Origin of the sequence: Sanguibacteroides sp. AM78-02pH3A (genome assembly GCF_027666085.1) — a bacterium.
Classification (GTDB): domain Bacteria; phylum Bacteroidota; class Bacteroidia; order Bacteroidales; family Marinifilaceae; genus Gabonibacter; species Gabonibacter massiliensis.
In genome coordinates this window covers 141,334-166,708 of sequence record NZ_JAQEHX010000001.1, presented here as the reverse complement: position 1 = coordinate 166,708, position 25,375 = coordinate 141,334, and the positions used below count along the sequence as shown (strand labels likewise).

Below are 25,375 nucleotides of genomic sequence, written 5' to 3'. Positions count from 1 at the left end.
TAACAACAATGACAGGATATATAAATCCCCATAAATGGGGATTTATACCACACAACATCCCCTTTAGTAGGGATCGTTCTAAAAAAATAAGATATAATTCACGAAATAAAGAAGGTTAGATCTGAATCCCATTCGCAGGTAAATTTTATAACAAGTAAAGCAACAAAGACTTAATAATATAATATTCAGAACTATACAATTAAAAAATGCTACATACAAATTTAAAAATCAAATGAAGATACTCATCTTTCTCTCCTAAAAATAGCATCACGGTAGAAAGATTCACTCAGATCAAGACATTAAGCCCATTCTCTGCAAACGGACTATTTTTATATCCACAAGTATTTATATAATTTTAAGCACATAAATTAGAATGCAGCCAACAGTAAATCGATATCCCGGGAAATCAATCCGAATTTATCGGCAATGATTTTACGCGTCAACAGGCCATTATATATATATACGCCGTGCCGGAGCCCCGCATCCGTTTTTATTGCATTGCGAAAACCTCCGTTACAAGAGATCTTTTCCATCAAAGGAGTAAATATATTACTATAAGCGATAGACGCTGTCCGGGCTACCCGTGAAGCCACGTTGGGAACACAGTAATGAATGACTCCGTTATACACGTAAACCGGTTTTTCGTGTGTCGTCGGCCCGGAAGTTTCGAAACACCCCCCGTGATCAATAGACATATCCACAATAACGGCACCCCGTTTCATCAGTTTCACCTGCTCCTCGGTAACAGAAACACCTTGATCGTCATCAAAATAACGCAAAGCTCCGATAACAACGTCTGCGGACAACAAAGCTCTATCCAACACGGGTTTATGGAAAACGGAAGTAAATACCCGTTGTTCCAAACAGGCGTTTAACCGACGCAACCGTTCCAACGAATGGTCGAAAACTTTCACGACAGCACCTAATGACAAAGCCGTACGAGCTGCATATTCACCTAAGGTACCCGCCCCTAAAATAACAATTTCCGTAGGTGTGATTCCGGTAATTCCGCCTAAAAAAATTCCTTTTCCGTTCCGGGAATTACTCAGATATTCGCTGGCAATCAGGATCGCCGCACCACCACAAATTTCGCTCATGATACGTACCACCGGATAAAATCCGTCTTCGTCTTTCAGAATATCGAAGCCGATGGCCGTCACTTTCTTATGCATCATCTCAATGATCGCATCTCTCCGCAGTTCAAAGAGCTTCAAGGGAGACATAATGACCTGACGCTCCCGCATATATTCAGCATCTTTCGGACTTACAGGCGTTGATTTCATAATGATATCGGCAACATATACTTCTTCCGGCGTCTCGACAACACGAGCCCCCACATCCGCATATTCCCGATCCGTATAATTTGCCTGAAAACCCGCCCCTCTTTGCACGATAACCGCATGACCCGCATCTATCAGTATCCCGGCAGACTCCGGAGTCAAACAAATCCGATTTTCATCCCGGTCCGTTTCATTAGGCAGGCCTATCACGAATTTCTGCCGCTTCCACTCCTGAAACACCTCTTTTTCCTGAAATACGAACCACTCCCTATCAATCGTGGCCCCGGACAATTTACCAGAGTTTTCCATAGTACGTTATATTTATTTATTACATTCCTTCTACAGCCAATTCCCGGCGTCCGTCCGGCAACTCCGAAAAACGACAAATTACCGCATCTTCAGGTAAAAGCGGCTCGATCATTTCCGGCCATTCGATAAAACAAAGGTTTCCACTATAAAAATACTCTTCATAGCCAAAATCCATTGCCTCTGTCGTATTTTTAACCCGATAAAAATCGAAATGATACACCCGTTTCTCATCCGCCGTAATATATTCATTCACGATAGCAAAAGTAGGCGAAGTCACATCATCTTCCACTCCCAAACAGGCGGCAACAGCTTTTACAAAAGTCGTTTTACCTACTCCCATGGGACCATATAAGGCAAACAACGTACGGTCCCCTGCTCTCTCTAAAAATTCAGCAGCAACCCGATTTAAATCCTCCAACCCGTTTATTATCCAACGCATATATTTCATTTTTACAAGGGACATCCTACAAATAAATTTCGAATGTCCCTTATGGATAAAATTCATCCTTTCGTAACGCGGACTCTTTTAGCCGTAAGATTGACCTCTTCCACGGACTCAACTACCTGACGAGCCAAATCAAGAAATGCCTCTCCGGTAATCGTATTTTCATCTGCCGCAACCGGAACACCACTCTCTCCACCCTCCATGATACTCATCACGATAGGTATTTGTCCCAACAAACGCAACCCCTTCTTTTCAGCCAAAAATTTAGCCCCTTCCTTTCCGAAAATATAGTATTTATTATCTGGCAGTTCCGCCGGAGTAAACCAAGACATATTCTCCACGATTCCTAACACGGGAACAGCAATTCCGGGAGATTCGAACATATTGATACCTTTCACGGCATCGGCCAATGCCACTTGTTGAGGAGTACTTACTACAATGGCACCGCTTAAAGCCACCGTCTGTACCAACGTCAAGTGAATATCACTCGTTCCCGGCGGCAGGTCGATCAACATGAAATCCAACTCGTCCCAATGTCCTTCTTCTACCATCTGTTTCAATGCATTGGAGGCCATCGGACCTCGCCAAACCGTCGCCGCATCGGGATCAACAAAAAATCCGATAGACAGTAACTTAACCCCGTACTTCTCAACCGGCTCTATCAACTCTTTTCCCCCGACCTCTACCATATAAGGGCGAGCCTCCTCACATCCGAACATTTTAGGAACAGAAGGGCCGAAAATATCAGCATCCACCAAGCCCACCTTATATCCCAATTTAGCTAAAGCAACGGCCATGTTGGTAGCCACGGTCGATTTACCGACCCCTCCCTTGCCCGACGAAACGGCTATAATATGTTTAACCTTTTCCAACGAGAGCGGTTTTTCCAAATCATGTACAAAAACAGTCTCTATATCGACGGTCTTATATCCTAACTTCTCTTTCAACAACTGCACGCATTTATTTTTTATAGCATTGATAAACGGATCATTTGATTTCTGAAATACTAACCGAAAACTTACCCGATCTCCATCTGCCTTCATATTTTGTACCATATCCAGACCAACGATATTTTTCGATGTCCCGGGATATTTGATCTCTGCTAATACATCCCGTATTCCTTTTACTATCTCTTGCATATCATCATCAGTTTATATAAATTGTATTCTACAAAATTACAGGAATAAAACCATTTTCCGGCATTTTCAATCCACAAAATCACCCGTCATACGAAAAAGTCATATTAAACAATATAATTTAGAGATCATACAACAGCTTTAACCTCATATCCGGATTCCTCATTCTTATCGCTTGCCGGATACAACTCTCCATCCGGTGAAACAAACTATGACAAAAGCTTCCGGTAAAGTTCGTAATCCGAAAGGCTAAAACAAACCACGTATACTTTTTTAAAATCCGGATGCATACTTAAAAAAGCCCGGATCTCCCGAAGAGCGATCGGGGCTGCCCGTTCTATCGGATAACCGTAAGCCCCCGTACTGATAGAGGGGAATGCGATCGTCTTCAAACAGTTCTCTTCGGCGACCTTCAGACTGTTCCGGTAACAAGCGGCCAATAATTCCGGCTCCCCGTGATTTCCGTCCGCGTATATCGGTCCTACCGTATGGATAACATGACGAGCCTTCAAACGATAGCCTCCGGTTATTTTCGCTTCTCCCGTCGGACAACCGCCCAACGTCCGGCACTCTTCGAGTAACTCTTTCCCGGCAGCCCGGTGGATAGCACCATCCACCCCACCCCCTCCTAACAGGGTACGATTTGCCGCATTCACGATGGCATCCACGTTCAAAGTCGTGATATCGGCTTTAACTATTTCCAATCGCTCCATAAATTCCTATTTTAAATACAATCTATATTCTTGCGGAAGGATCTCGAATATCCGGTCCAGCTCAAAATGAGCCAAACCGTCGTCTTTTTGCTCTAATCCCCGCATCTGCATATATATTTTCAACGCCAACGACCTACACGCTTCTTCGAATACTTGCCGGTGATCGAAAGCCAGAAGCGGCATATCGTCAACCGGATACCAACGGGCCTCCGCCGCATCATCATTTCCCTCTACCCTGTATTCTTCTGGATCGACCAAAGCATAAAAGGCAATGGTGACGGTCCTTCCCCTCGGATCCCGTTCCACGGCGGAAAATGTATGGAATTGTTCTACAAAAATCCCCTTCATTCCCGTCTCCTCCTCCAATTCACGCAAAGCTCCGGTCTCCGCCGTTTCGTCCATGTTTAAAAATCCCCCGGGAAAAGCCCAGGCTCCTTTAAAGGGTTCATTGCCCCGCTGTATCAGCAATACGTTCAGTTTTTCTCCGTCAAATCCAAAAACCACACAATCCGTCGTTACTGCCGGACGAGGATATCGATAACAATATGCTTCTTCCATAACTCAACCTTTTAACTTTCTCTTGCAAAATAGCAATCAATTTTTCCAATAAACAAATTATCGAATCTCATATTAGCAAACTCTTTCCGGTAAAAAACCGCCTTCCGATACGAACACACGCGTCAGAACGATACAATTTCATATATTTTCAATTTAATTATACTCTTTTTTTCAAACATTTTATCTCCCGTTCGTATACTACTCTGTCAATCAAGGTTTAATTTTAAAATTCACATTATGAAAAAGATTGAAACACTACTGTTTTTAACCTGTTCTGTTATTGTACTATCCTTATGGTTAGCCGCTTGTAGCGATGACGATAAAAACGAACGAAAGGATTTACTCCAAGGCAGCTGGAATATAAATCAGGCCGTGGCTATTGCTACCCCGGTAGAAAATGCTACCATGACCAAGGAGCAATTAGAAACCGTATTCAACAATTATACATTCTTCGAACAGGGCTCCGAAATAACATTCGTCGATGATACCGTTAAGCTGGTCGCCACTTTCGGAGACGTGGAACTCCCGATGAAATTGCCTTATACATTCGAAAAAGACACACTGACGATTACGGCTGCCGCCTCTCCCACCGTTACCTTTGAGATCAAGGGCGCCGTCGACTTCTATACCTCCCATTTCGAACTAAATCTAACCGACAAATCATACATGAGTATTCTGCAGTTCGTAGTCCTATTGACGCAGGAACCGAATCTACAAAATGCTCTTTCCCAGACGCAACAGGCTCACGCCTCTTACAATCTGGTAAAAAAATAACCGAAAAACGACGAAAGCCTCCCGAAGTCCAACACTACTCCCGGGAGGCTTTCTTAAAGAAAGGAGTATATGCTTTTTCTCTCGTTATGTAAATACTCTTTGGAACCACATAATACGGATCACTCATCTTTTCCTGTTCGATCTCATAACGTCCCGTCTCCAAAAGGTCATTATACTCTTCCCATCTATCCGTAACATATTCGAATATATTTTGCGTCATTCTTAATTCCGCTCCCTCCTTTACTTCCCATTTAAAACGGTTATTTTCTATCCTTAGATGCCTTTCAAGCCGTAATAATGCTTTAAGGTAAATAGCTACATTGTCCCATATCGTACGACTATCCATCAAATCTCCATTAATCCTAAAAAACTGAATCTTTATACATTGCAGGATAAAACGATTTTGAATCTACCACCTCATCATTTAAAACACAACCATCGAGGAATAAAAATGCAACAAAAAAACACTTTAAAAAAACGATACATCTTCATTGCGTCTAATCTATAGATAAACATTAGACGCAATATAACAACATTTACAATGCAAAGCAATGTTTTAATCCAAAATATTACAATTTCAGAAAATCAGACCAAAATGTAGGATAAGATTTGGATACGACTTCTGCCTCGGCAATAATCACAGGTGCGGAACTTCGTAATGCTGCCGTTGCCAAAGCCATAGCCACGCGATGATCGTTTCGGGAAGATACTTCTCCCCCCTTGATTACTCCTCCGGTAACCAACATCGTATCATCGTCGACTTCGATTCGAATGCCCATTTTGGCAAATTCTTCCTGTAAACTCTCGATACGATTACTCTCTTTGTATACCAATCGATGAGCCCCTCGTATTCGACTCGTCCCCGTACATCCGGAAGCCAAGGCGACTAAAGCAGGAAATAGATCCGGACTATCCGTGGCTTCGCATTCGAAAGGCCGCAACTCTTTGTGGGAAACCGTCACGCTATCCCATTTTTCTCCGGGTTCGACGAGGACCTCCGCTCCTACCTGACGCAACACCTCCAATATTTGACGATCGGCCTGTGTCGAATTGATATTCAAATTGGTAATCTTCACCTTACCGGCTAAAGCTCCAGCCACCAAAAAACAGGAAGCACCACTCCAATCCCCTTCCACAGGAAAAATACAGGAATGATATGCTTGCCTTCCCCGTATCTTAAAACAACGGTAACCTTCCCGTTCGATCTCTATCCCGAAAGCCTCAAGCACACTTAAAGTCATATCGATATAGGGCTTGCTTTTCAAATTCTCCACGTATAAGATACTGTCTCTTTCCGCCAAAGGCAACGCCATCAAAAATCCCGTGATTATTTGGGAACTTATGCTTCCGTCCAAACGACATTCACCTCCCCGTAAAGGACCGCAAAGAGTAATCGGTAATCCGCCCGCACAAGTGCGTATATTTACCCCCAACTCCCTTAAAGGAGAAACCAACATCTGCATCGGCCGCTTCAAGACAGAACCGCTTCCCATGATTACCACCTCCCGGTCCAATAAAGCAGCTACAGGGACAATCATTCGGGTTAATAATCCGGACTCCCCGCAAAACAAAGTCAATACACCCTCCCTCTTGCCTCCTGCTCCCGGGATAATCAGGTAATCTGCCCCCATCTCCCTTACCTCTGCACCCCATGTCTTCGCCACGTCAATGGCCCTCTTCGTATCATCGCACAAGGAAACATCACAGAGATAGGTGCTCTCTTCGGCCAACATGGCAGCAATAATTGCCCGTTGCGCGATGCTCTTGGAAGCAGGCACCGCTATCTCTCCGTTTACGTCAATACACTTTACTAATTTCTCCATATATAATCTCACTTACCTCTTCTACATTCCGGTCATTTGTAGATATCAACAGGTCCGCAACCTGCGCATAATCTGACTTACGGGATTCAAACAACTCACCGGCCGCCCTTACCGGATCAGCATACCGGGCCAGCAAAGGGCGAGTCGGGACCTCAATCCTTCCGACACAAATTTCAGGCCGGGCGTAAAGCCATATAACCCAACTGAGTTCCCGTAAACGCAATCTGTTCTCCGGACACGACACCGCTCCTCCGCCACAAGAAATAACAGTAGCTTCCTCCCTTTTCAACAATTCAATCAACACTTCGGATTCTATCTCTCTAAAACGGATCTCCCCATATCGCTTTATTAATGATGGTATCGTCAAACCGCTCCGCCTCTCTATCTCTTGGTCCACGTCCACATAAGGAAGATTCAATCGACCGGAAATCAGAGGAGCTATCGTTGTTTTCCCTACTCCCATAAAACCGACCAAAGAGATATGCAGGGGTTTCTTTCTATTGCTTTCCAACGCTTTTTTCATTCCGTCAATATCCGGATCAGTACCGACAAAACGCCGATAGGCCGGAATTCCCTGATACAACAACCAAGAACGTCCGTCGATATAAGTAACCCCTCTTTTAAACGAAAGATTTTTCAAATAAGAACCCTGATAAACGGCATCCAACACGACCTGCCCCTCTTGTAACCACTCCTCCTTTATCACTTCTATTCCCGCGTATAAAGTGTTCACTATAATTTTTGCGTCCGACATTTCTCCGGATAACTCCTCTAATCCGCAATACCGGCACCCCACAATCTCTGCGACCCCCTTCGCTTTCTCCAAGGTTCGATTCGCTATAACCACGGCTCCACCCTTTACGCGTAAAGCATAAGCAGCAGCCCTTCCGGCACCTCCGGCACCTATCACCAAACACTTCTCTCCGGCAATATCCATACCCTGAGCTTCAATAGCCCCGCCCACTCCATCCACATCCGTATTTGCCAATACACATCCCTCACCCTGTCGCCACAAAGTATTTCCAGCCTGAAGTATCCTTACCGTCTCCGTTTGAGAGGCGTCTCCCCAATTTTCTACAGCTTTAAAAGGGGCGGTTATATTCATTCCCGACAATCCCAATTCCCGAAATAACCGCATAGCCTCCCCGGCAGAAGCCGCCGCCATCCGGAAATAGGCCAAATCACTTCTTCCAGCAAAAGCGGCATAAAATACTTCCGGACTTTTACTGTGTAAAATAGGACTTCCCGTTACAGCAAAATAAAACATAGTACTACAATTGAGCCATCAAACTTTCCAATTCGGCAAAAGAGACAAACTCCTCCTTGCATTGTCCTATCCCGATAGGCAGAATCAAATGGATATGCTCTTTATCCCTCTTTTTATCTTTACGCATGGCATTCAGCAATTGAGAAACCGCTATCGAAGTTCGAATTGGCAAATGAAAAAGTTCCAATAAACGCCTCACCCGCTCGGCTTCTTCTTCTGACATATACCCTTTACAAACAGACAGCCGAGACGCCATACACAATCCGATACTGACTGCCTCCCCGTGAAGAGGAATACCGTTTTTCTCCAAAGCATGTGCAAAAGTATGTCCTAAGTTCAACAGACGACGGACACCCCCTTCTTTCATATCTCGTTCGACAATCGAAGCCTTAATGTTCACCGCCGCCTTCACCAAAACTTCCAAACAAGCCCGGTCCTTTTTCCATGCCGGTTTCACATGTTCTTCCATATAGCAAAATAATCCGGCATCGGCAATCATGGCAGCTTTTACGATCTCTGAAAAACCAGCCGCATATTCCCTATCGTCCAAAGTATCCAAAACCTCCGGATCGCAGATAACAAATTCAGGCTGGTTAAAGACACCGAGTATATTTTTATAACCGTGATAATTTACCCCGTTCTTTCCTCCCACACTCGCATCCACCTGTGCAAGCAAAGTGGTGGGCACAAAACCGAAACGACATCCTCTCATGTAGATAGAGGCCACAAAACCGGTAATATCACAGACAATTCCTCCACCGAATCCCACGATAAAGGTATTTCGATCCGCTTCCAGACGTATCAACTCTCCGGTAATTCTATCTATAGTCTCCCAGCTTTTATGTACCTCTCCCCCTCTAATCCGGATCACTTCATAATCCCGTAAAATATTTTGATAAATAGAATAAACGGACTCTTCAGTAATCACAATTACCTTCTGCCCCGGAGGTAAATACTTTCGTAAATGTACTATTTGTTCTCCGATAACGATTCGGGAGTCCTGTATGAATATTATATCTGTCATACTAAATTATATTCTAGTATTGTATTTTCGTAATTGTTTTCTCGATTCGCCATAATCAGGACAGACCCGTTTTACCAACGCCCAAAACCTGTCCGAATGATTCTTCTCTATCGTATGGCATAACTCGTGCAAAATAACATAATCAATCAGCACGTCCGGTAGTTTCATCAACTTGATATTAAGACTGATATTGTCTTCTCCAGAACAGCTTCCCCAGTTCGAAATATTGTTCCGAAACGAAAGTTTACCGTATTTAAAACCGTAACGATCGGCCAATTCCCGTACCCTGCCGGGCAAATACCTACGACTTTCCAATCTATATACTTCGATTAGAAAATTTTCGATATAAGGAGCAATCCGCTCATAAGGTGTCTGAACCGGAACAAATAGATGGATCTCATCGCCATCTATCCGGTAAGAAGGCACGCTTTCGCTACAAGAACGTACTTTCAAGATATGAAACTTAGTTCTTATCTCCGTATTTATTCCTAAGCCGACTCCCGTATCCTTCTCATATACTTTCAATCTCGAAAATTGTTCTTTTATCCATTCTTGCTGGGATACGACAAAGTCCTTGGCCATCCTTTCACTCACCCCATAAGGAACATTAACCCACACCCCTCTTCCCGGAGCCATCTTTATGGATAAAATCTTAATATGCAAACCCCGTCTCACTTTGACTTTTCCGATTCCGGGTATCTCTATTTCATCTTTCATCCTCCCCCTTCATATACACGAAAACGATTCTCTGTCGCGGAGAATCCGCCATAGAGAACCGTCCACGTTTATGTATTTTTTATTGCTTACCCCTTTCGAATCGTTTCACTCAAACGGGTAAAATGTCCGTCTACCGTTTTCAACAAATCGATAGCAAGCCCTTTAAAATAGGCGTGCTTCTCTTTCTTACCCGCAAATTTCTCCCGGGTATTGATTTTATTTCTCATTTGATTCCGATAATCGATAACCGATTGTATTATATCAACAACTTCTGCCTCGTGTTCATCGGTCACGGCATTGTAATTCATACAATCTTCGATAACTGCAAAAGTCAAATAATCGACATCTTTCTTTAATCTTCTTATACTTGCCATAACAATATGTATTTAAATTTGAATCAAAAGTACGAAACGAATCCGTCTCTTACAAACTATTTTTCAAAATTAATCAACAAATGGCCTTCCAACATCAAATCCAGCACCGCCATCGCAGCCATGGCTTCAACCACAGGAATCGCCCGGGGAACTACACAAGGATCATGCCTTCCATTTGCCTCTATTACCGTATTTTCTCCCCGCGTGTTAACCGTGTCTTGCCTCATTCCAATTGTAGCCGCAGGCTTAAAAGCCACGTTAAAATAGATATCTTCTCCGTTTGAAACACCCCCTAAAATACCACCCGCATGATTTGTTTTCGTACGAACCGCACCGTCTATCTCCCGGAAAAAATCATTATGCTCGCTTCCCCTGAAAGATGCAGCCCTAAATCCCTCTCCGTATTCAAATCCTTTCGCCGCGTTTATACTCAACATATAGTAAGCCAAGCGAGCCTGCAAACGATCGAAAACCGGTTCTCCCACCCCCACCGGCACCCCGCGTACCACGCAAGATACGATACCTCCGACAGAGTCTTTTACCCGCTTCACCTCCCGGATTTGCCGAATCATCTTTTCCGACACATCAGGATCGGGACACCCTACCGCACTCTCCATCACCCGGTTCAAATCCAACTCCCGGTAATTCTGTTCCACACATACCGTACCGATCCGAGAGGTATACCCCTGTATGGAGATCCCCTGTAACGCCAGCACTTGCCGGGCAATAGCACCCCCGACCACCCGGGCTATATGCTCTCGGGCCGAAGCCCTTCCTCCTCCCCGGTAATCCCGTACACCATATTTTTTCAACCAGGTATAATCGGAGTGAGAAGGCCGGTACACCTCTCTTAACACCTCATAATCCTCACTTCTCTGATCCTCGTTACGAACTAAAAAGCCGATAGGCATCCCCGTCGTGACCCCTTCCCAAATCCCCGAAAGGATCTCTAACCGATCCCGTTCGTTCCGTCCTGTCGTCAGGTCCGATTGACCGGGCCGACGACGATCCAACTCTTGTTGTATTGCCTCGACAGACAGACGCACTCCGGCAGGACATCCGTCCACCACACCGCCTATCGCTTTTCCGTGAGACTCCCCGAAGGAAGTCAACGTGTATAATTTACCGATTGTATTCCCAGCCATACGATTTGTTTTAAGGTCTCAAATATAAAAAAAGAGAGAATCGTTTCCAATTCTCCCTCCATTTCAGATATCTTCTAAACGATCAATGACAACATCCGTCACTACAAGAGTGTCCCGAGTCGCATCCTCCCTCGGATCCGCATCCGTGACATCCCCCGCACTTGGAAGAATGCAGTTTTTCCAATTCTTCATCCGTCGCATCCCTCACGGCCAATACCTTTCCTTTAAAATAGAGATCTTTTCCGGCTAACGGATGATTAAAATCCATCTTCACGTTCTCGTCATCCACTCCGACAATAACACCTTCCAAATGGCGTCCCAAACTATCCATCATAGGTAAGGAATTCCCTACAGTCAACTCCTCCGGTGAAACTTCTGCAAATATATTTTTAGGAAGGTCTACGATCATATCCTGATTCACTTCACCATAGGCATTCGCCACCGGAATTTTGAAATCAAAAGAATTACCCGTATTCAAATCCAAGAGATTCATCTCGAAATATTCTAACGTTTGACCTTGCCCACAAATGAATTCCAATGGAGTATCAGCATCAGCCATTTCCAAAATCTCCCCATTCGGTTCTGTTCTCAACTCATAGCTTACGCTCACAAATTTATTTTTTGTAATCATCTCATAGTTTTTTAATTATTCATTCGCAAAAGTAGGATTTTTTACCTGAAGAACAATATATATTCCGTTTAATATCCTACAAAATAATAAATATCCGGAAAACATTCAGTACAAGCATTTATAGAAGCCATGTATTCAAATGTTTTCCGGATATTTCACGTTGTCCAAAGTCGTGGCCGACGAATCGTGTTATTCGACAATAGCGACACGATTCAATTGGATATCGCCATTGTACAAGCCGTCAACGCCACCCATACCGATTACTTCCAACTGATTCGGATTCACTCCGAACTTCTTAATCAAAGCATCGGCTACATTACGGGCTCTCTTTTCACTTAACTTCTGGTTGTAAGCAGGCGTTCCGGTTGCCTTATCCGCATAACCCGTTACTTTATATTTCTTATTCGGATTTTCTTTGATAATTTCCGCGTAATATTTCAAATTGATCATCTCTTTAGCCGTAATATTGGCCTTATTGATTTTAAAGAAAATAGCCAAAGGAGCGGCTTTACTCTCTTTCGCAACCTGTACGGCTTCCTGTCTTGCTTTTGCACGTTCCTGAGCTAAAGCATCCTGCAACTGTTGCGCACGTGCGGTCTGTTCTGCCAACAAAGCTTCCACGGCTGCTAAATCGGCCGGAGAGATTCCGGTAGAGATGATTTCAGCCTTTTTCTCTCTTCTGAATTTCCGTTGATTAAACTTATAGGTAAACCCGGCAGAAACGCCAAGGATTCCTTCTCCCCGGCTACCGCCGACCTCACCGTCGAACTTCTGAGGAACCAAAGAACCTTTAATCTCCACGTTGAAATCAAAAGCATCCGATAAACGGAATTTATTGATCAAACCGCCAACAAACATAAAATCGGTCGTTCCATCCGACTTACAACCATGTATCATACCGAATCCAGCAAAAGGTATGGCCTCATAAAAACGATCGGTACGATAGCCTCCTATCCAGTTAGATAGATTTAACAACCCATCCACATGAATATTGAACTGCTGCCACTTTTGTTTGTAAAGTCCTTCGCCTTTATTGGAAACTCCCTTCGCGTAAATATTATTCGGGTCATTCGTCAATCCTCTCAATGTAAATCCTCCGGCTTGTACACGGGCTCCCAAAGTGGGAACAATCCATTTTCCGATTGAAAAATCAAAAGTCGGCGTAATCCGTCTTCCGAAATCCTCTTTGGAATCAAATTCCCCGAAATAAACCTGCCCACCGGCACTTATAGAGATAAACCAATTATCCCAGAACCGATTTGTTACAAATCCACTCCATGAAGGGGCTTGTTCTTTCTCCTTCACTTTTACTTTCACTTCTTCTTCCTGTGCAGTTGCGATCAAAGGCATAACTGCAACCAATAGCATAAATAGAGTCTTTTTCATCTTCTTTCATTTATTTTAGTAACTTGTATTTTTTCAAAGTCTGACTGCCGTCATTCTTTCGAACAACAAAAATACGAAACTTCACCCTCTAAATGTTACATACCGAAGTGTCAGAAACACTTTTTTGTCTTGTTTTTAAATTAATTTAATTAATATTACCCAACAGGAAACATATTTTAACACAAGTAACCCCGAAGATTTCACGAATTAATCCAAACGATAAAACTCTTCACTCTTCCATAAATCATGTTCCTAATTTCGCCCGCTGAAATAAATAAGAGATATTCCTTCAATATGCTCTCATTTTAATTTGTTACACACAAAATAATTTAATACTTTCGCATCAATTTACATGAATCAAAATGTGTAGTTACGATTATATCATTGTCGGAAGTGGTTTAGCGGGTTTGTATACGGCTTATCGGGCCTCTCTTTACGGGAAAGTAGCCTTATTGACTAAATCCAATATAAGAGAAAGTAATTCATACTTCGCACAAGGGGGAATCGCTGCCGTAACAGACGAACACGACGCCCCGTCTTTTCATTTTCAGGATACGATTACAGCCGGAAGAGGACTTTGTGACTATCCCGCCGTTAATATTCTGGTAAACGAAGGCCCCCGGAGAATACAGGAACTTATCGACGAGGGGATGCATTTCGATACGGAGAACGGAACCTTGGCTCTCGGCTTGGAAGGAGGACATCACCAAAAACGGATTTTACACGCGGGAGGAGATGCCACGGGAAAAATGATCACGAATTTCGTCATCGACAAAGTAGAGCATTGTCAGAACGTAACCGTTTTCGACAATCATGCCGCAATCGATTTACTGATAGATGAACACGGATGCTATGGAGTACGTTGTTGGGATTTCAACGCGAACCGGGAGGAAATCTTTACCGGAGACAATATCTTTTTAACCTCCGGAGGAGCCTCTGCCATCTACAAGCGTACCACCAATCCCCACTCGACGATCGGAGACGGGTTGGCTCTCGCCTATTTCGCCGGATGTGAAATTGCCGACATGGAGTTCATTCAATTTCACCCCTCTGCCATATATACGCCCACGGGAGAAGCTTACCTCGTAAGTGAAGCCGTCCGCGGCGAGGGAGCCCATTTGCTCAATCAACAAGGAGAAAGATTTATGGTGGGTAAACATGAATTGGCCGAACTGGCTCCCCGAGATATCGTGGCCCAATCCATATTCGAGCAGATGCAGAAGCATCATCAGGAATTCGTGTACCTGTCTTTGAAACATTTAGATCCTCAAAAAATAAAAAGACGTTTTCCGAACATATTCGAAAAGTGTACCGAATTGGGGATAGACATGACCGATCGCATACCCGTAGCTCCGGCAGCCCATTACACGGTCGGAGGAGTAAGGACGGACGTGGCGGGACGTACGAATATCCCCCATCTCTACTGCTGCGGAGAATTAGCTTCATCGGGAATCATGGGAGCAAACAGATTGGCTTCCAACTCCCTGATCGAATGCCTCGTATTCGGCAAACGGGCCGTGGAAGATTCGATAATGAACAAAAGAGTACACCCCTTCCCGGTCATCACTTCTCATTTTAAATTATTGCCGGAAAAGCAGAATGCTTACCTGGAACTGAAAAACAAGATCGCCGACATCATGACCCGAAATGCAGGTATTATCCGGACCGAATCAGGATTACGACAAGGACTCGACGATTTAAACGAATGGCTGTCGGCGCAAACTTTCGAAAAGAACGAATACTATTCGACAGTGAGTAAGAATCTGATCTATGTTGCCAAATTGATCATACAATCGGCTTTATACCGCAAAGAGAGCCGCGGAGGTCACTTCAGGGCAGACTATCCCGCTCAGAACGACCACACCTACGCGTGTCACATCATTCAACAATTGAATCGCGAGATTAAAAAATCTCCCGTAAACTTAAACATGAAATAACTAAACATATGCAAAACGATAGCCTCATTGAACGATTAATCGATCTCGCCATCGAAGAAGACATCTCCACGGGAGATATCACGACCAATGCCATTATTCCGAGTCACTCCAAGGCTACTGCCGAAATGAAGGCAAAAGCAGACGGAATCGTTTCCGGGTTGGAGATAGCCCGAAGGGTATTCGAACGATTTGAAAAAGATATCGTTTGGAAGCCGTTGGTAAGCGACGGCACCCCCGTGAAAAAAGGAGACATCATCCTGCGCATTAAAGCCAGTTATCGCACCCTGCTATGCGGAGAACGTCTCTCTTTGAATATCCTGCAACGGATGTCCGGAATCGCCACCGCAACAGCACGATACATGAAGGAGTTATCCGGAACGCACACCCAATTATTAGATACCCGAAAGACGGCTCCCGGATTAAGACTATTGGATAAAATGGCCGTTCATCAAGGTGGCGGAACCAATCACCGGATGGGGCTTTACGATATGATCATGTTGAAGGACAATCACATCAAAGTAGCGGGAGGAATCCCCAACGCCGTAAAACAGGTGCGAGCCAATCTACCGCTAAGTGTCAAATTGGAAGTGGAAACGACCAACTTAGAGGAAGTACAACAGGCCATCGATTGCGAAGTCGATCTCATCATGCTCGATAATATGAGCAACGAGATGATGGCCAAAGCCGTAAAAATGATTGCCGGAAGAGCCAAAACGGAGGCCTCCGGAAACATGAGCATTCCCCGGTTGAAAGAGGTGGCTGCGACAGGTGTGGATTATATCAGTGTCGGAGCCCTGACCCATTCGGTAACGGCTTTGGATATCAGCATGAATATCATCGGCGATCAAAAATAATTTCATTATCTTTGATTCTCAAAAGGAAAAATTATGACAACGACAGAGATCATCGACAAAATAAAGCAGCTAAAAGCAGAAAAAAACGCTATTATTCTGGCACATTACTATACCCGGCCCGAAGTTCAGGATATTGCCGATTATCTGGGAGACTCCCTCGGCTTATCCCGCATGGCAGGGAATACGGACGCCGACCTTATTGTTTTCTGCGGAGTTCACTTTATGGCAGAAACAGCCTCTATCATCTCGCCGGATAAAAAGGTATTAATTCCTGCCAAAGGAGCAGGATGTTCTTTGGCTGAAAGCGTGACAGGTTATGACCTTCTACAATGGAAAAAGGCAAATCCCGACGGCTTGGTAGTCAGTTACGTGAACACGACGGCAGAGGTAAAAGCCTATACGGATTATTGCTGTACTTCATCCAACGCGTTAAAAGTCGTGCAAAGCCTCCCAAAAGATAAAAAGATTCTTTTCGTCCCGGACAAAAATTTAGGAGCTTACATTCAAAAAGTAACCGGAAGAGAGATGGAAATCTGGAACGGAGACTGCTGTGTCCACGATAAGATAGACGCGGATATGGTATTGGAAAAATTAGAACAATACCCGGAAGCCGACGTATTGATTCATCCGGAATCTTCCTGCTCGGCCGACGATCGTATTCTGGACCATCCGCGGGCATACATGTACTCCACGGCAGGTATTATCAAGCACGCAAAAGAATCGCCCAAACAGCAATTCATCATCGCTACCGAATTGGAAACCATACACAAGTTACAACAAGATAATCCGACGAAAGAATTTATCCCGATCCATCCCAAAACCATTTGCGGACAAATGAAGAAAGTGACTTTAGAAAGCGTTTGGGAAGCATTGGAAAAAGAGCAGTTCGAGGTACGGGTCCCGGATGAGTTAAGGGAAAAAGCCTGGTTACCCATCCAGCGCATGCTGGAGATTGGATAACGCAAAAGAGTTCGTGATCCCGATACGATCACTCAAGCATTTAATAACTTAAACACAAAATGGCAACATGAATATATCACTGAACTGGTTGAAAGACTATTTGAAAATCAACCGCAACACGGAGGAGATTTGTAAGATTCTGACAAGTATCGGCCTGGAAGTAGGAGGCTACGAAGAATTCGAAGCGATAAAAGGAGGTTTGAAAGGATTAGTCGTGGGACACGTACTGACGTGTGAGGCGCATCCGGATTCTGACCATCTTCACGTGACCACGGTCGATCTCGGACATGGAGAACCGGAACAAATCGTATGCGGGGCCCCAAACGTGGCGGCCGGCCAGAAAGTGGTCGTTGCAACCGTCGGTACAACCCTGTACAAGGATGACGAAGAGTTTGTCATAAAGAAATCAAAAATCAGAGGGATCTCTTCCAACGGTATGATATGCGCCGAAGATGAAATCGGCGTCGGCACGGATCACGCAGGTATTATGGTCCTTCCGGAAGATACTCCCGTAGGCATACCTGCCGCCGACTATTTTAATATTTACCGCGATACCACGATAGAAATAGACATTACGCCCAACCGAATTGACGGAGCTTCCCACCTTGGAGTCGCCCGCGACCTGGCAGCCTACCTGCAACAAACGGAAGAGATCCGTTACACCTTGCCCTCCGTAGATGCCTTTAAGGCAGACCGTACGGATTCTTCTATTTCAATACGTCTTGAACGCCCTGAAGCTTGCCGGCGTTACGCGGGAATTTGCATAGAAGGGGTAACGGTAAAGCCCTCTCCGGAGTGGTTACAGAACAGGATGAAGGCGATCGGCTTACATCCGATCAATAACATCGTAGACGTCACCAACTACATTCTCTTCGGTTTGGGACAACCACTTCACTCTTTCGACAAGGCTAAAATCAAAGGAGACGAGGTCATTGTCAAAAGCGTTGCGAAAGGCACTAAATTCATCACGTTAGACGGAGTGGAAAGAGAGTTGCATGAAGACGACCTGATGATCTGTAACCGGGAAGAGCCCATGTGCATCGCCGGAGTTTTCGGTGGTTTGGAAAGCGGTATTTCGGAATCTACTACCGGTGTATTCTTGGAAAGCGCCTGTTTTGATCCTGTTTTCGTTCGTAAAACAGCCCGTCGTCACGGTTTGAATACGGATGCCTCTTTCCGGTACGAGAGAGGAACAGATCCCAACATCGTGATTTATGCTTTAAAATTAGCCGCCTTACTGATCAAAGAGGTAGCCGGAGGGGAAATCACCTCCGAGATCATCGATATTTATCCCGAACCGGTAAAAGATTTCGAGGTAAGCATAAAATATGCCCACGTAGACCGTTTGATCGGTAAAAAGATCGAACATGAAAAAATAAAAAAGATATTGCGGGCATTAGAAATCAAAATCGTAAAAGAAGAGGAAGAAGGAGTGTTGTTAAATGTTCCTCCTTACCGGGTAGACGTGAGAAGAGAAGCCGACGTCATCGAAGATATCCTGAGGATTTACGGGTTCAATAACGTGGAAGTTCCCGCAAAGGTAAATTCCACGCTCAGCTATTCGGAAAAACCGGACGATTTCCGGTTAAAAAATCTGATATCCGATCTATTGGCAGCCAACGGATTCAACGAGGTGATGAATAACTCCCTGACTAAGGCGAGCTATTTCGAAGAAACGGAAACTTATCAACCGGAACACACCGTCATGCTGTACAATCCGCTCAGCTCAGACCTGAACGCGATGCGTCAGACTTTACTTTTCGGCGGACTGGAAAACATAAGCTACAACATCAACCGCAAAAACAACAATCTGAAATTATTCGAATTCGGCAAGTCATACACCTTCCATAAAAAAGAGGGGATCGACAATCCTTTGAAACAATACAAAGAAGAAGACCTGTTGGCTTTGTTTATTACCGGTAATAAAAATAACCTGAATTGGAACGCCAAAGAGACAAAAACGGACTTTTTCTATCTGAAAGGGTATTGCGAAATGATCCTGAATCGATTGGGGATCCACCCGGATCACCTGAAAACGGAAGAGACCGACAAAGATATCTTCAAAGAGGGATTGATTTACAAGATGGGAGACAAACCTATCGTCTCCATGGGAATACTTAGCAAACTGCCTCTGAAAAAAACCGATGTAAACCAGGAGGTCTATTATGCCGAATTCTCGTGGGAAAATATTTTAAAAGCCCTGAAAAACCATAAGATCACCTTCGTCCCCATGCCTAAATTTCCATCGGTGAAACGCGACTTGGCCTTGTTATTGGATAAACAGGTCAGTTTTAAAGAGGTTAAAGAGTTGGCTTTACGGACAGAGAAATCTTTACTGAAATCAGTCACGCTCTTCGATGTATACGAGGGTGAAAAATTAGGAAACGGCAAAAAATCATACGCTGTCAGCTTCACTTTATTAGACGAAGAGAAAACGCTCACGGATAAACAGATTGATAAAATCATGAACAAATTGATCGGTGCCTACAAACATCAGTTTAACGCTGAGATTCGATAACCTACACGGCAGGGAAATCCCTGCCGTTTTTTTCAATTATTTGATCATGGCTACATACAAATCATTGCTTCCCTCCTTTCTTTTAATCGTCGCTTATTTTATTGCAGACGAATTCTTCGGCCCTAAGATCGGATTGCTCGCGGCCATCGTATTGGGAGGAGGCGAATTTTTGTATGCTTTATTGAAGGACAAAAGGGTTGACAAACCTATTCTGTGGAATACCGTTCTATTCATAGTATTGGGAATTTTGTCCGTACTCTCTGAAGGAAGTTCCTTAGAAAAGTTGCAACCGGCCATTGTCGAGGTAGCCCTAACCCTTTTATTGGGTATATTTGCCTTTTCCAAGGCCGATCTCACGCACACCCTACCAGCCCCCTATAGACGTTCCGTACAAATTACCCCGGAACAACAAGATGCCATGCGCCGCATGATCAAATTCCTGTTTTATCTATTAGGAATACACACTTCAATTGTATTTGTCTCAGCCTTTACAGTCTCCGAATCAGTCTATTCATTCATTAACGGCCCGTTATTGTACCTGTTGATCGGATTGTTTTTCATTACCCTGTTTGTCAAAAACAGAATACTTGCCAAAGCGGCCCGTTACGAAGAGTGGCTACCCGTGGTAAATGAAAAAGGGGAGGTAACCGGCAAAGCCACTAGGCGCAGCTGCCATTCCGGTTCCAAATTACTCCATCCTGTCGTTCACCTTCATCTGATCAATTCGAAAGGAGACCTCTTTTTGCAAAAACGGAGCCGGAAAAAAGACCTTCTCCCGGGGATGTGGGATTCGGCCGTAGGAGGCCACGTGGGATTCGGCGAAAAAATAGAAGAGGCTCTAAAACGGGAAACATTCGAAGAGTTGGGAATTCGCCAGTTCAAAGCAAGATTTTTAGGTTCCTACGTGTGGGAATCCCTACAAGAACGAGAATTGGTTTTCTCCTTTCTTTCCACCTCACATGACCCGATCGACATCCATAACGATGAAGTAGAAGAGGGCCGTTATTGGAGCCGTCAAGAGATAGAAAACAACCTGCAAAACAACATTTTCACGCCGAACTTTATTCACGAATATTCCCGAATGCTAAAGAACTGTCCGGCATAATCCTGAGAATCAGTAGCCAGGACACAAAGATACCGCTTTACCCATACCAAAGGAGAAAAAGAAGTTGAAGTCGCCTTGTTGGAGGCTGAACACGGTTGGGTATCGCTCGAAACATATCAGTTTCGTGCCGAAAAGGCAAAAATCACCTTGTCCGGACAAGGTCCCGATCGCTATCAATACATGTACGCAAACGCAGTAAAATGGGTAAAAGTCGAATAATCGTAAAAACCTTACAGAATATAACATGAATAAAAAATAAACACTTCCGTTTTGTCATACGGTCATTCCCTTGAAAAATCTCTATAACAAATAATATATTCATCTAATATTTATATTATATAAATATAAATTAACTTTCATTATTATTAAATTCAAAAAAATAACACCATATTTACATAATATTTTGTATTAGTAAAATTTATACACATTAAATTGTTTAAAACAACAAAAGACAGCACAGATAATATAAAATTCGATCCGCCATAAACAGGCGTATGCCAGGCGTTTCATCTTTTAATAGATAGAAAATGAAGAGTACAATCATTCAAGTCCCAAATAAATCAATATTTACTAAACCTAAAAAATCAATTTATGAGAAAATTTCTGAAAAACTTGGTTCTTGTAACAATTCTGTTTACAGGTATGTCTTTCACTTCGTCAGAAAAATCAATAGAAAGAGCTAAATCGGTAATGATAACAGTCCTTGTTGTCGATAACCAATCGAACCCAATTGAAGGTGCCACCGTATGGATAAATGATATCCTTCATACAAGTGACACCAGCGGAGAAGTTATGGAAGAGATGAGGATAGGAGCAAATGTATCCATTGAAGTAGAAAAAGAGGGATATCACAAGGCGACCACGGGTTTTACCGTAACTGCCAATGAAAATGACAACGTCATAGTCGTCATATTAAATCAAGTATAAAAACGAGAAGTGTTCGACGAAATCTTCTGACAAAACAAAACGTCATTCTTTTTCGTCGAACCCTTGTTTAATCCAAAGATATCGAAAGTATGAAAAAGATACTATTCTTGCTGATGTTCTGGTTGGCTACCGCAAATATCTCGGCACAGCTGATTGTCTTGAAGGCAGGACCAAACTACAATATTCCCGTTACGATCCGCAGAATAGCCGTTACCGTTACGGATGCCCAACGCACATCAGACAAACGATTGCACTCACCCGCAACCGAAGTATGGTTAACCATTGACGGAGAAAAACACAAATGCAAATTCGACAAATACAATAGCAAGTATGACATCGATTATATTCCCGACAGCATGGTTATCGAAGTCAAACACCCGGGTTACAAACCCGCAAAATATAATTTCTACAAAAAACTGTATACCGATAGTTCCCAACCGTTGTTAGGCATATTTCAAATCTATATGACGAAAGAGGGAGACACTGTAAACTATATCAACACATTAAACAACAAAATAGAAATCTCCATAAACAATAAAATCACGGCTTTTAAGATGGACACCTACCGGAAACCGGGAAAATTCGATACCTCCTCAAACACGATAGCGATACTTTCCCAAATGCCTGAAATCAATATTAAACCCGGAAAAGAAGAGTGGGAATACGAGTTATATTACAACGGAGCATATATCCGCAATATTATAATTAACGGAAATTCGGGAAACTATGAATATGAAATCTACAAGTTAAGAAAAAGGAAAAGATCAAATTAACCCTGCCGCAAAATCATGAGACAACTGCTGCTATTTATCATTATATGGCTAATATCAATTTCCTCCCAAGCACAAATTATCAGTAACGGAACCGCAGCGGGAAACTTCTCTTACGCAAGAACCTTTCAAGTTAGTGGTAATGTGGTCGACACGGCAAATCACGCTTTCATACCTTTTGCCCATCTTACTTTTATTTCAGGAAAAGATACTACGCGAATGGCTGCTAATCAACGCGGCCAATTTATTTACGAAGGACGAATTACGGACGAGATGGAAATCCGGGTTACCTGTATAGGATACAAACCGGTAAACACAAAATATTATCCTAAAAAACAAGGTATCCGTATTTCGATCGTCATGGAAATCGACGTTCAAGAAATCAACACGGTAGTCGTTACCGGCAACACGATTGCAATAATCTCCAAAGGAGATACGATTCAGTATAACGCAACAGCATTCAAGACATTGGAATCCGATTGGCTCGAATCGTTAATAAAAAAAATGCCGGGATTAAAATTAGACAAAGAGGGATTAAAATTCAACGGAGAACCCGTTCGCATACGCATAGACGGTAAGGCCATATTCGGAGAGTCCGGTATCGACGCATTGACAAACATCAAAGCAGACAACGTAGAACACATCCAAGTATACGATATCGAAAACGAAGAAGATAAAAAAATCGGGATGAAAAATCCGCGAAAACACAAAGAGATGAATGTTAAGACTAAAAACAAGGCTGATATTTATCGTAATAGTGATATCACAGCAGGTTCAGGTCAAAATCTTTCCAAAGGACACTCACTTTACAAAACGAAATGGGATATCCAAGGTCGTTATCACTATTTTTACGAAAAAGAACGATTCAAATTAGACGGACTCCATAATAACCTTCCCCGGAAAATAGCCGACGCACCATCGGAGTCACAACTTAGTACCGTCTACTTTACCTATGAAAATGAAAAAAACAAAAAACTGAAGTACTATACGACAAACACATTTCATAACGACGAGAAATACAATATAAAATCCACGACTCAAGAGTATTTTCCCACTAAAGATTTTAATTCGCGTACATTCAACAATGCACAACGCGACAAACACTTCCTTTCTTCGGGAAAAACAAAACACAGGATAAACTTAACCATAGGAGATATTTCGTGTGAAGGTGAATTCGCCTATGAATTTTCGAACAGTCGCATGAGAAAATACAATAACTCAACGGTAATACTCGACGCAAATACGGTGGCAAGCACCTCTGTTAAAGATTATAACAAAATACAAGGTTCCAATTTCTCCGGTAAAATAAGGATAGCTGAAATACGTGTCGGAAAATCTAAAAGAATTTTTATTACTCCGACTTTACAATTCGACCTCTTTCCCAAAGACGCAAACGGCTGGCGAATGGATACTTTACTATCATCAACGAACCGAATTTACATCGACAATTACGGTAAAGAACGCAATACCCACGTTAACGGAAGTATTATGATTATGGGACGACTTTTCCCTCTTATAAATACACAATTGAATTATTCCATTCGTTATACCGATATCAGTGCATGCCGTACCGCAATAGATTTATTCACCGAAAATATCGATTCCACAAACACCTTTGACTACACGATACACACGCTAAAACAAAATATAGCGACATTTCTTACTTATCAAGGAAAAAAGACATCGGTTTCCTTATCGCCAGGCGTCTCATTCTTTCATCGTACACACAACGAACATTTCCCTCAAACAATTGAAACACCCCAGAATTACTGTTTTTTCGAACCCCAATTTCACTTTAGCTATCGTTTCTCCAACACGACCAACGTGAAAATAGAATATTTCTTAAACCACAATATGCCATCCATCGAAAACATACGAGGTACTATCGACAATGCAAATCCTTTAATTCTTCAGGCAGGCGATCCTAATTTGAAAACACCGACAGCCCATTCCGTTAGATTTACCTTGAATAGTATGAACATTCGGGCAGCAAGTTCGATAAGTTTACAAATAGAAAGCAATGTTACCCACAACCCCATCACATCATCGAGCCAATACTTCACGGAGAACACCTATCTCCCGAAATACGACTACACGGCTCTCAAAGGAGCTACACTTTACACCCCGACTAATGTCGGTACGGAATCACGTCTTTACCTAAGGGCTTTTTACAACAAACTTCTCAAATTACTGCAATCAAACTTAAATGTATCATTAAACTGTGAATACTTAAATATACCCCAAATAAGTCAAGAAAAACGCAATGACATAGAAACCAAATCGGGCAGACTGAACATTTCCCTAAAATCCAATTTTTCCCGACGCGTAGAAATCACAATAGGAGGCGGCGGTTCTTTAAACTTACAAGAAAATTCTACGGGCAATAATAGCAAACTGGTAGGATGGAACACTCAAAACAGCATACGGGCAGACATAACTAAAAAGTATCGTCTTACAGCCCTCTATAATTACTCCTACCAGAAAGACAAAAAAGGATACGGACAAAAAATAGATTACCAGGAACTGAATGCCACTTTAACCCGCAAGCTCGGTAAAAAAGGATCTATCGTTATAGGCGCATACAATCTTTTGGATTCCGGATCAAAACTCGGCCTGAGAATGTACAACGATTATATTTCGCGTACGGACGACTATCGTGCGGGACGCTACCTGATATTTTCATTCAAATATGTTTTTATAGAATAGGTCCTCTCCGGATTCA

Annotated in this window: 23 protein-coding genes; 9 read left to right on the top strand and 14 right to left on the bottom strand. The window is 43.1% G+C overall.

All coding sequences use genetic code 11. The features are described from left to right. Nucleotides 1–368: 368 nt before the first annotated feature. The 5 genes from PGR74_RS00655 to PGR74_RS00635 all read right to left on the bottom strand — a co-directional run bounded on the left by PGR74_RS00655 (nt 369) and on the right by PGR74_RS00635 (nt 4,441). Nucleotides 369–1,589 carry an alanine dehydrogenase gene (locus PGR74_RS00655; RefSeq protein WP_041503905.1) on the bottom strand — a complete coding sequence of 407 codons (1,221 nt, stop codon included), beginning with the start codon at nt 1,587–1,589 and terminating at the stop codon, nt 369–371. 19 nt (nt 1,590–1,608) lie between these two features. Then, nucleotides 1,609–2,028 carry a tRNA (adenosine(37)-N6)-threonylcarbamoyltransferase complex ATPase subunit type 1 TsaE gene (gene tsaE, locus PGR74_RS00650; protein WP_041504092.1) on the bottom strand — a complete coding sequence of 140 codons (420 nt, stop codon included), beginning with the start codon at nt 2,026–2,028 and terminating at the stop codon, nt 1,609–1,611. A gap of 62 nt (nt 2,029–2,090) precedes the next feature. After that, nucleotides 2,091–3,173 (bottom strand): Mrp/NBP35 family ATP-binding protein, encoded by a 1,083-nt coding sequence (locus tag PGR74_RS00645; protein WP_110688364.1) that lies wholly within the window; start codon nt 3,171–3,173, stop codon nt 2,091–2,093. Nucleotides 3,174–3,379: 206 nt separating this feature from the next. Then, complete coding sequence (locus PGR74_RS00640) at nt 3,380–3,883, bottom strand: O-acetyl-ADP-ribose deacetylase (RefSeq protein ID WP_041503907.1); 504 nt, start codon at nt 3,881–3,883, stop codon at nt 3,380–3,382. A gap of 6 nt (nt 3,884–3,889) precedes the next feature. Further along, nucleotides 3,890–4,441 (bottom strand): NUDIX domain-containing protein, encoded by a 552-nt coding sequence (locus tag PGR74_RS00635; protein ID WP_041503908.1) that lies wholly within the window; start codon nt 4,439–4,441, stop codon nt 3,890–3,892. Nucleotides 4,442–4,678: 237 nt separating this feature from the next. Between PGR74_RS00635 and PGR74_RS00630 the strand changes: the two genes are divergently transcribed. Next, on the top strand, nt 4,679–5,215 hold the full coding sequence (locus PGR74_RS00630) for a hypothetical protein (RefSeq protein ID WP_041503909.1): 537 nt from the start codon (nt 4,679–4,681) through the stop codon (nt 5,213–5,215). A 34-nt stretch (nt 5,216–5,249) separates the two neighbouring features. On the opposite strand, the gene PGR74_RS00625 is transcribed toward PGR74_RS00630, so the two are convergent. The 9 genes from PGR74_RS00625 to PGR74_RS00585 all read right to left on the bottom strand — a co-directional run bounded on the left by PGR74_RS00625 (nt 5,250) and on the right by PGR74_RS00585 (nt 13,582). Then, entirely contained in the window at nt 5,250–5,561 is a 312-nt protein-coding gene (locus tag PGR74_RS00625) for a hypothetical protein (RefSeq protein WP_041503910.1), read from the bottom strand. A gap of 223 nt (nt 5,562–5,784) precedes the next feature. Continuing rightward, entirely contained in the window at nt 5,785–7,038 is a 1,254-nt protein-coding gene (aroA, locus tag PGR74_RS00620; protein ID WP_041503911.1) for a 3-phosphoshikimate 1-carboxyvinyltransferase, read from the bottom strand. After that, on the bottom strand, nt 7,013–8,305 hold the full coding sequence (locus PGR74_RS00615) for a shikimate kinase (RefSeq protein WP_041503912.1): 1,293 nt from the start codon (nt 8,303–8,305) through the stop codon (nt 7,013–7,015). Before PGR74_RS00615 ends, aroA begins: the two co-directional genes overlap by 26 nt. A gap of 4 nt (nt 8,306–8,309) precedes the next feature. Next, nucleotides 8,310–9,329 carry a 3-dehydroquinate synthase gene (aroB, locus tag PGR74_RS00610; RefSeq protein WP_041503913.1) on the bottom strand — a complete coding sequence of 340 codons (1,020 nt, stop codon included), beginning with the start codon at nt 9,327–9,329 and terminating at the stop codon, nt 8,310–8,312. A 6-nt stretch (nt 9,330–9,335) separates the two neighbouring features. Beyond that, nucleotides 9,336–10,046 (bottom strand): M48 family metallopeptidase, encoded by a 711-nt coding sequence (locus tag PGR74_RS00605; protein WP_041503914.1) that lies wholly within the window; start codon nt 10,044–10,046, stop codon nt 9,336–9,338. A gap of 86 nt (nt 10,047–10,132) precedes the next feature. Continuing rightward, entirely contained in the window at nt 10,133–10,420 is a 288-nt protein-coding gene (locus tag PGR74_RS00600; RefSeq protein ID WP_041503915.1) for a hypothetical protein, read from the bottom strand. 56 nt (nt 10,421–10,476) lie between these two features. Next, nucleotides 10,477–11,565, bottom strand: a complete 1,089-nt coding sequence (aroC, locus tag PGR74_RS00595) for a chorismate synthase (RefSeq protein WP_041503916.1) — start codon at nt 11,563–11,565, stop codon at nt 10,477–10,479. Between the two features lie 82 nt (nt 11,566–11,647). After that, nucleotides 11,648–12,196, bottom strand: a complete 549-nt coding sequence (locus tag PGR74_RS00590; protein ID WP_041503917.1) for an FKBP-type peptidyl-prolyl cis-trans isomerase — start codon at nt 12,194–12,196, stop codon at nt 11,648–11,650. A 189-nt stretch (nt 12,197–12,385) separates the two neighbouring features. After that, nucleotides 12,386–13,582, bottom strand: a complete 1,197-nt coding sequence (locus PGR74_RS00585; RefSeq protein WP_041503918.1) for an OmpA family protein — start codon at nt 13,580–13,582, stop codon at nt 12,386–12,388. Between the two features lie 362 nt (nt 13,583–13,944). Here PGR74_RS00585 and nadB point away from each other — a divergent pair, with 362 nt between their 5' ends. The 8 genes from nadB to PGR74_RS00545 all read left to right on the top strand — a co-directional run bounded on the left by nadB (nt 13,945) and on the right by PGR74_RS00545 (nt 25,359). After that, complete coding sequence (gene nadB / locus PGR74_RS00580) at nt 13,945–15,519, top strand: L-aspartate oxidase (protein WP_041503919.1); 1,575 nt, start codon at nt 13,945–13,947, stop codon at nt 15,517–15,519. An 8-nt stretch (nt 15,520–15,527) separates the two neighbouring features. Continuing rightward, a complete protein-coding gene (gene nadC / locus PGR74_RS00575; RefSeq protein ID WP_041503920.1) occupies nt 15,528–16,373 on the top strand; it encodes a carboxylating nicotinate-nucleotide diphosphorylase in 846 nt (281 codons plus the stop codon). Between the two features lie 33 nt (nt 16,374–16,406). Beyond that, complete coding sequence (gene nadA, locus PGR74_RS00570) at nt 16,407–17,333, top strand: quinolinate synthase NadA (RefSeq protein ID WP_041503921.1); 927 nt, start codon at nt 16,407–16,409, stop codon at nt 17,331–17,333. A gap of 67 nt (nt 17,334–17,400) precedes the next feature. Continuing rightward, complete coding sequence (pheT, locus tag PGR74_RS00565; protein WP_110688363.1) at nt 17,401–19,851, top strand: phenylalanine--tRNA ligase subunit beta; 2,451 nt, start codon at nt 17,401–17,403, stop codon at nt 19,849–19,851. Between the two features lie 583 nt (nt 19,852–20,434). Continuing rightward, nucleotides 20,435–20,956 (top strand): NUDIX hydrolase, encoded by a 522-nt coding sequence (locus PGR74_RS00560; protein ID WP_041504093.1) that lies wholly within the window; start codon nt 20,435–20,437, stop codon nt 20,954–20,956. 591 nt (nt 20,957–21,547) lie between these two features. After that, on the top strand, nt 21,548–21,883 hold the full coding sequence (locus PGR74_RS00555; protein ID WP_041503923.1) for a carboxypeptidase-like regulatory domain-containing protein: 336 nt from the start codon (nt 21,548–21,550) through the stop codon (nt 21,881–21,883). Between the two features lie 89 nt (nt 21,884–21,972). Continuing rightward, nucleotides 21,973–22,656 (top strand): hypothetical protein, encoded by a 684-nt coding sequence (locus tag PGR74_RS00550; RefSeq protein WP_110688362.1) that lies wholly within the window; start codon nt 21,973–21,975, stop codon nt 22,654–22,656. Between the two features lie 15 nt (nt 22,657–22,671). Continuing rightward, nucleotides 22,672–25,359, top strand: a complete 2,688-nt coding sequence (locus tag PGR74_RS00545; protein ID WP_041504977.1) for a hypothetical protein — start codon at nt 22,672–22,674, stop codon at nt 25,357–25,359. The last annotated feature ends 16 nt before the right edge of the window (nt 25,360–25,375 follow it).

Excerpts from the sequence above, each read along its gene's own strand:
- PGR74_RS00655 (WP_041503905.1), bottom strand. The coding sequence starts at position 1,589 with ATGGAAAACTCTGGTAAATTGTCCGGGGCCACGATTGATAGGGAGTGG.
- tsaE (WP_041504092.1), bottom strand. The coding sequence starts at position 2,028 with ATGCGTTGGATAATAAACGGGTTGGAGGATTTAAATCGGGTTGCTGCT.
- PGR74_RS00645 (WP_110688364.1), bottom strand. The coding sequence starts at position 3,173 with ATGCAAGAGATAGTAAAAGGAATACGGGATGTATTAGCAGAGATCAAA.
- PGR74_RS00640 (WP_041503907.1), bottom strand. The coding sequence starts at position 3,883 with ATGGAGCGATTGGAAATAGTTAAAGCCGATATCACGACTTTGAACGTG.
- PGR74_RS00635 (WP_041503908.1), bottom strand. The coding sequence starts at position 4,441 with ATGGAAGAAGCATATTGTTATCGATATCCTCGTCCGGCAGTAACGACG.
- PGR74_RS00630 (WP_041503909.1), top strand. The coding sequence starts at position 4,679 with ATGAAAAAGATTGAAACACTACTGTTTTTAACCTGTTCTGTTATTGTA.
- PGR74_RS00625 (WP_041503910.1), bottom strand. The coding sequence starts at position 5,561 with ATGGATAGTCGTACGATATGGGACAATGTAGCTATTTACCTTAAAGCA.
- aroA (WP_041503911.1), bottom strand. The coding sequence starts at position 7,038 with ATGGAGAAATTAGTAAAGTGTATTGACGTAAACGGAGAGATAGCGGTG.
- PGR74_RS00615 (WP_041503912.1), bottom strand. The coding sequence starts at position 8,305 with ATGTTTTATTTTGCTGTAACGGGAAGTCCTATTTTACACAGTAAAAGT.
- aroB (WP_041503913.1), bottom strand. The coding sequence starts at position 9,329 with ATGACAGATATAATATTCATACAGGACTCCCGAATCGTTATCGGAGAA.
- PGR74_RS00605 (WP_041503914.1), bottom strand. The coding sequence starts at position 10,046 with ATGAAAGATGAAATAGAGATACCCGGAATCGGAAAAGTCAAAGTGAGA.
- PGR74_RS00600 (WP_041503915.1), bottom strand. The coding sequence starts at position 10,420 with ATGGCAAGTATAAGAAGATTAAAGAAAGATGTCGATTATTTGACTTTT.
- aroC (WP_041503916.1), bottom strand. The coding sequence starts at position 11,565 with ATGGCTGGGAATACAATCGGTAAATTATACACGTTGACTTCCTTCGGG.
- PGR74_RS00590 (WP_041503917.1), bottom strand. The coding sequence starts at position 12,196 with ATGATTACAAAAAATAAATTTGTGAGCGTAAGCTATGAGTTGAGAACA.
- PGR74_RS00585 (WP_041503918.1), bottom strand. The coding sequence starts at position 13,582 with ATGAAAAAGACTCTATTTATGCTATTGGTTGCAGTTATGCCTTTGATC.
- nadB (WP_041503919.1), top strand. The coding sequence starts at position 13,945 with ATGTGTAGTTACGATTATATCATTGTCGGAAGTGGTTTAGCGGGTTTG.
- nadC (WP_041503920.1), top strand. The coding sequence starts at position 15,528 with ATGCAAAACGATAGCCTCATTGAACGATTAATCGATCTCGCCATCGAA.
- nadA (WP_041503921.1), top strand. The coding sequence starts at position 16,407 with ATGACAACGACAGAGATCATCGACAAAATAAAGCAGCTAAAAGCAGAA.
- pheT (WP_110688363.1), top strand. The coding sequence starts at position 17,401 with ATGAATATATCACTGAACTGGTTGAAAGACTATTTGAAAATCAACCGC.
- PGR74_RS00555 (WP_041503923.1), top strand. The coding sequence starts at position 21,548 with ATGAGAAAATTTCTGAAAAACTTGGTTCTTGTAACAATTCTGTTTACA.
- PGR74_RS00550 (WP_110688362.1), top strand. The coding sequence starts at position 21,973 with ATGAAAAAGATACTATTCTTGCTGATGTTCTGGTTGGCTACCGCAAAT.
- PGR74_RS00545 (WP_041504977.1), top strand. The coding sequence starts at position 22,672 with ATGAGACAACTGCTGCTATTTATCATTATATGGCTAATATCAATTTCC.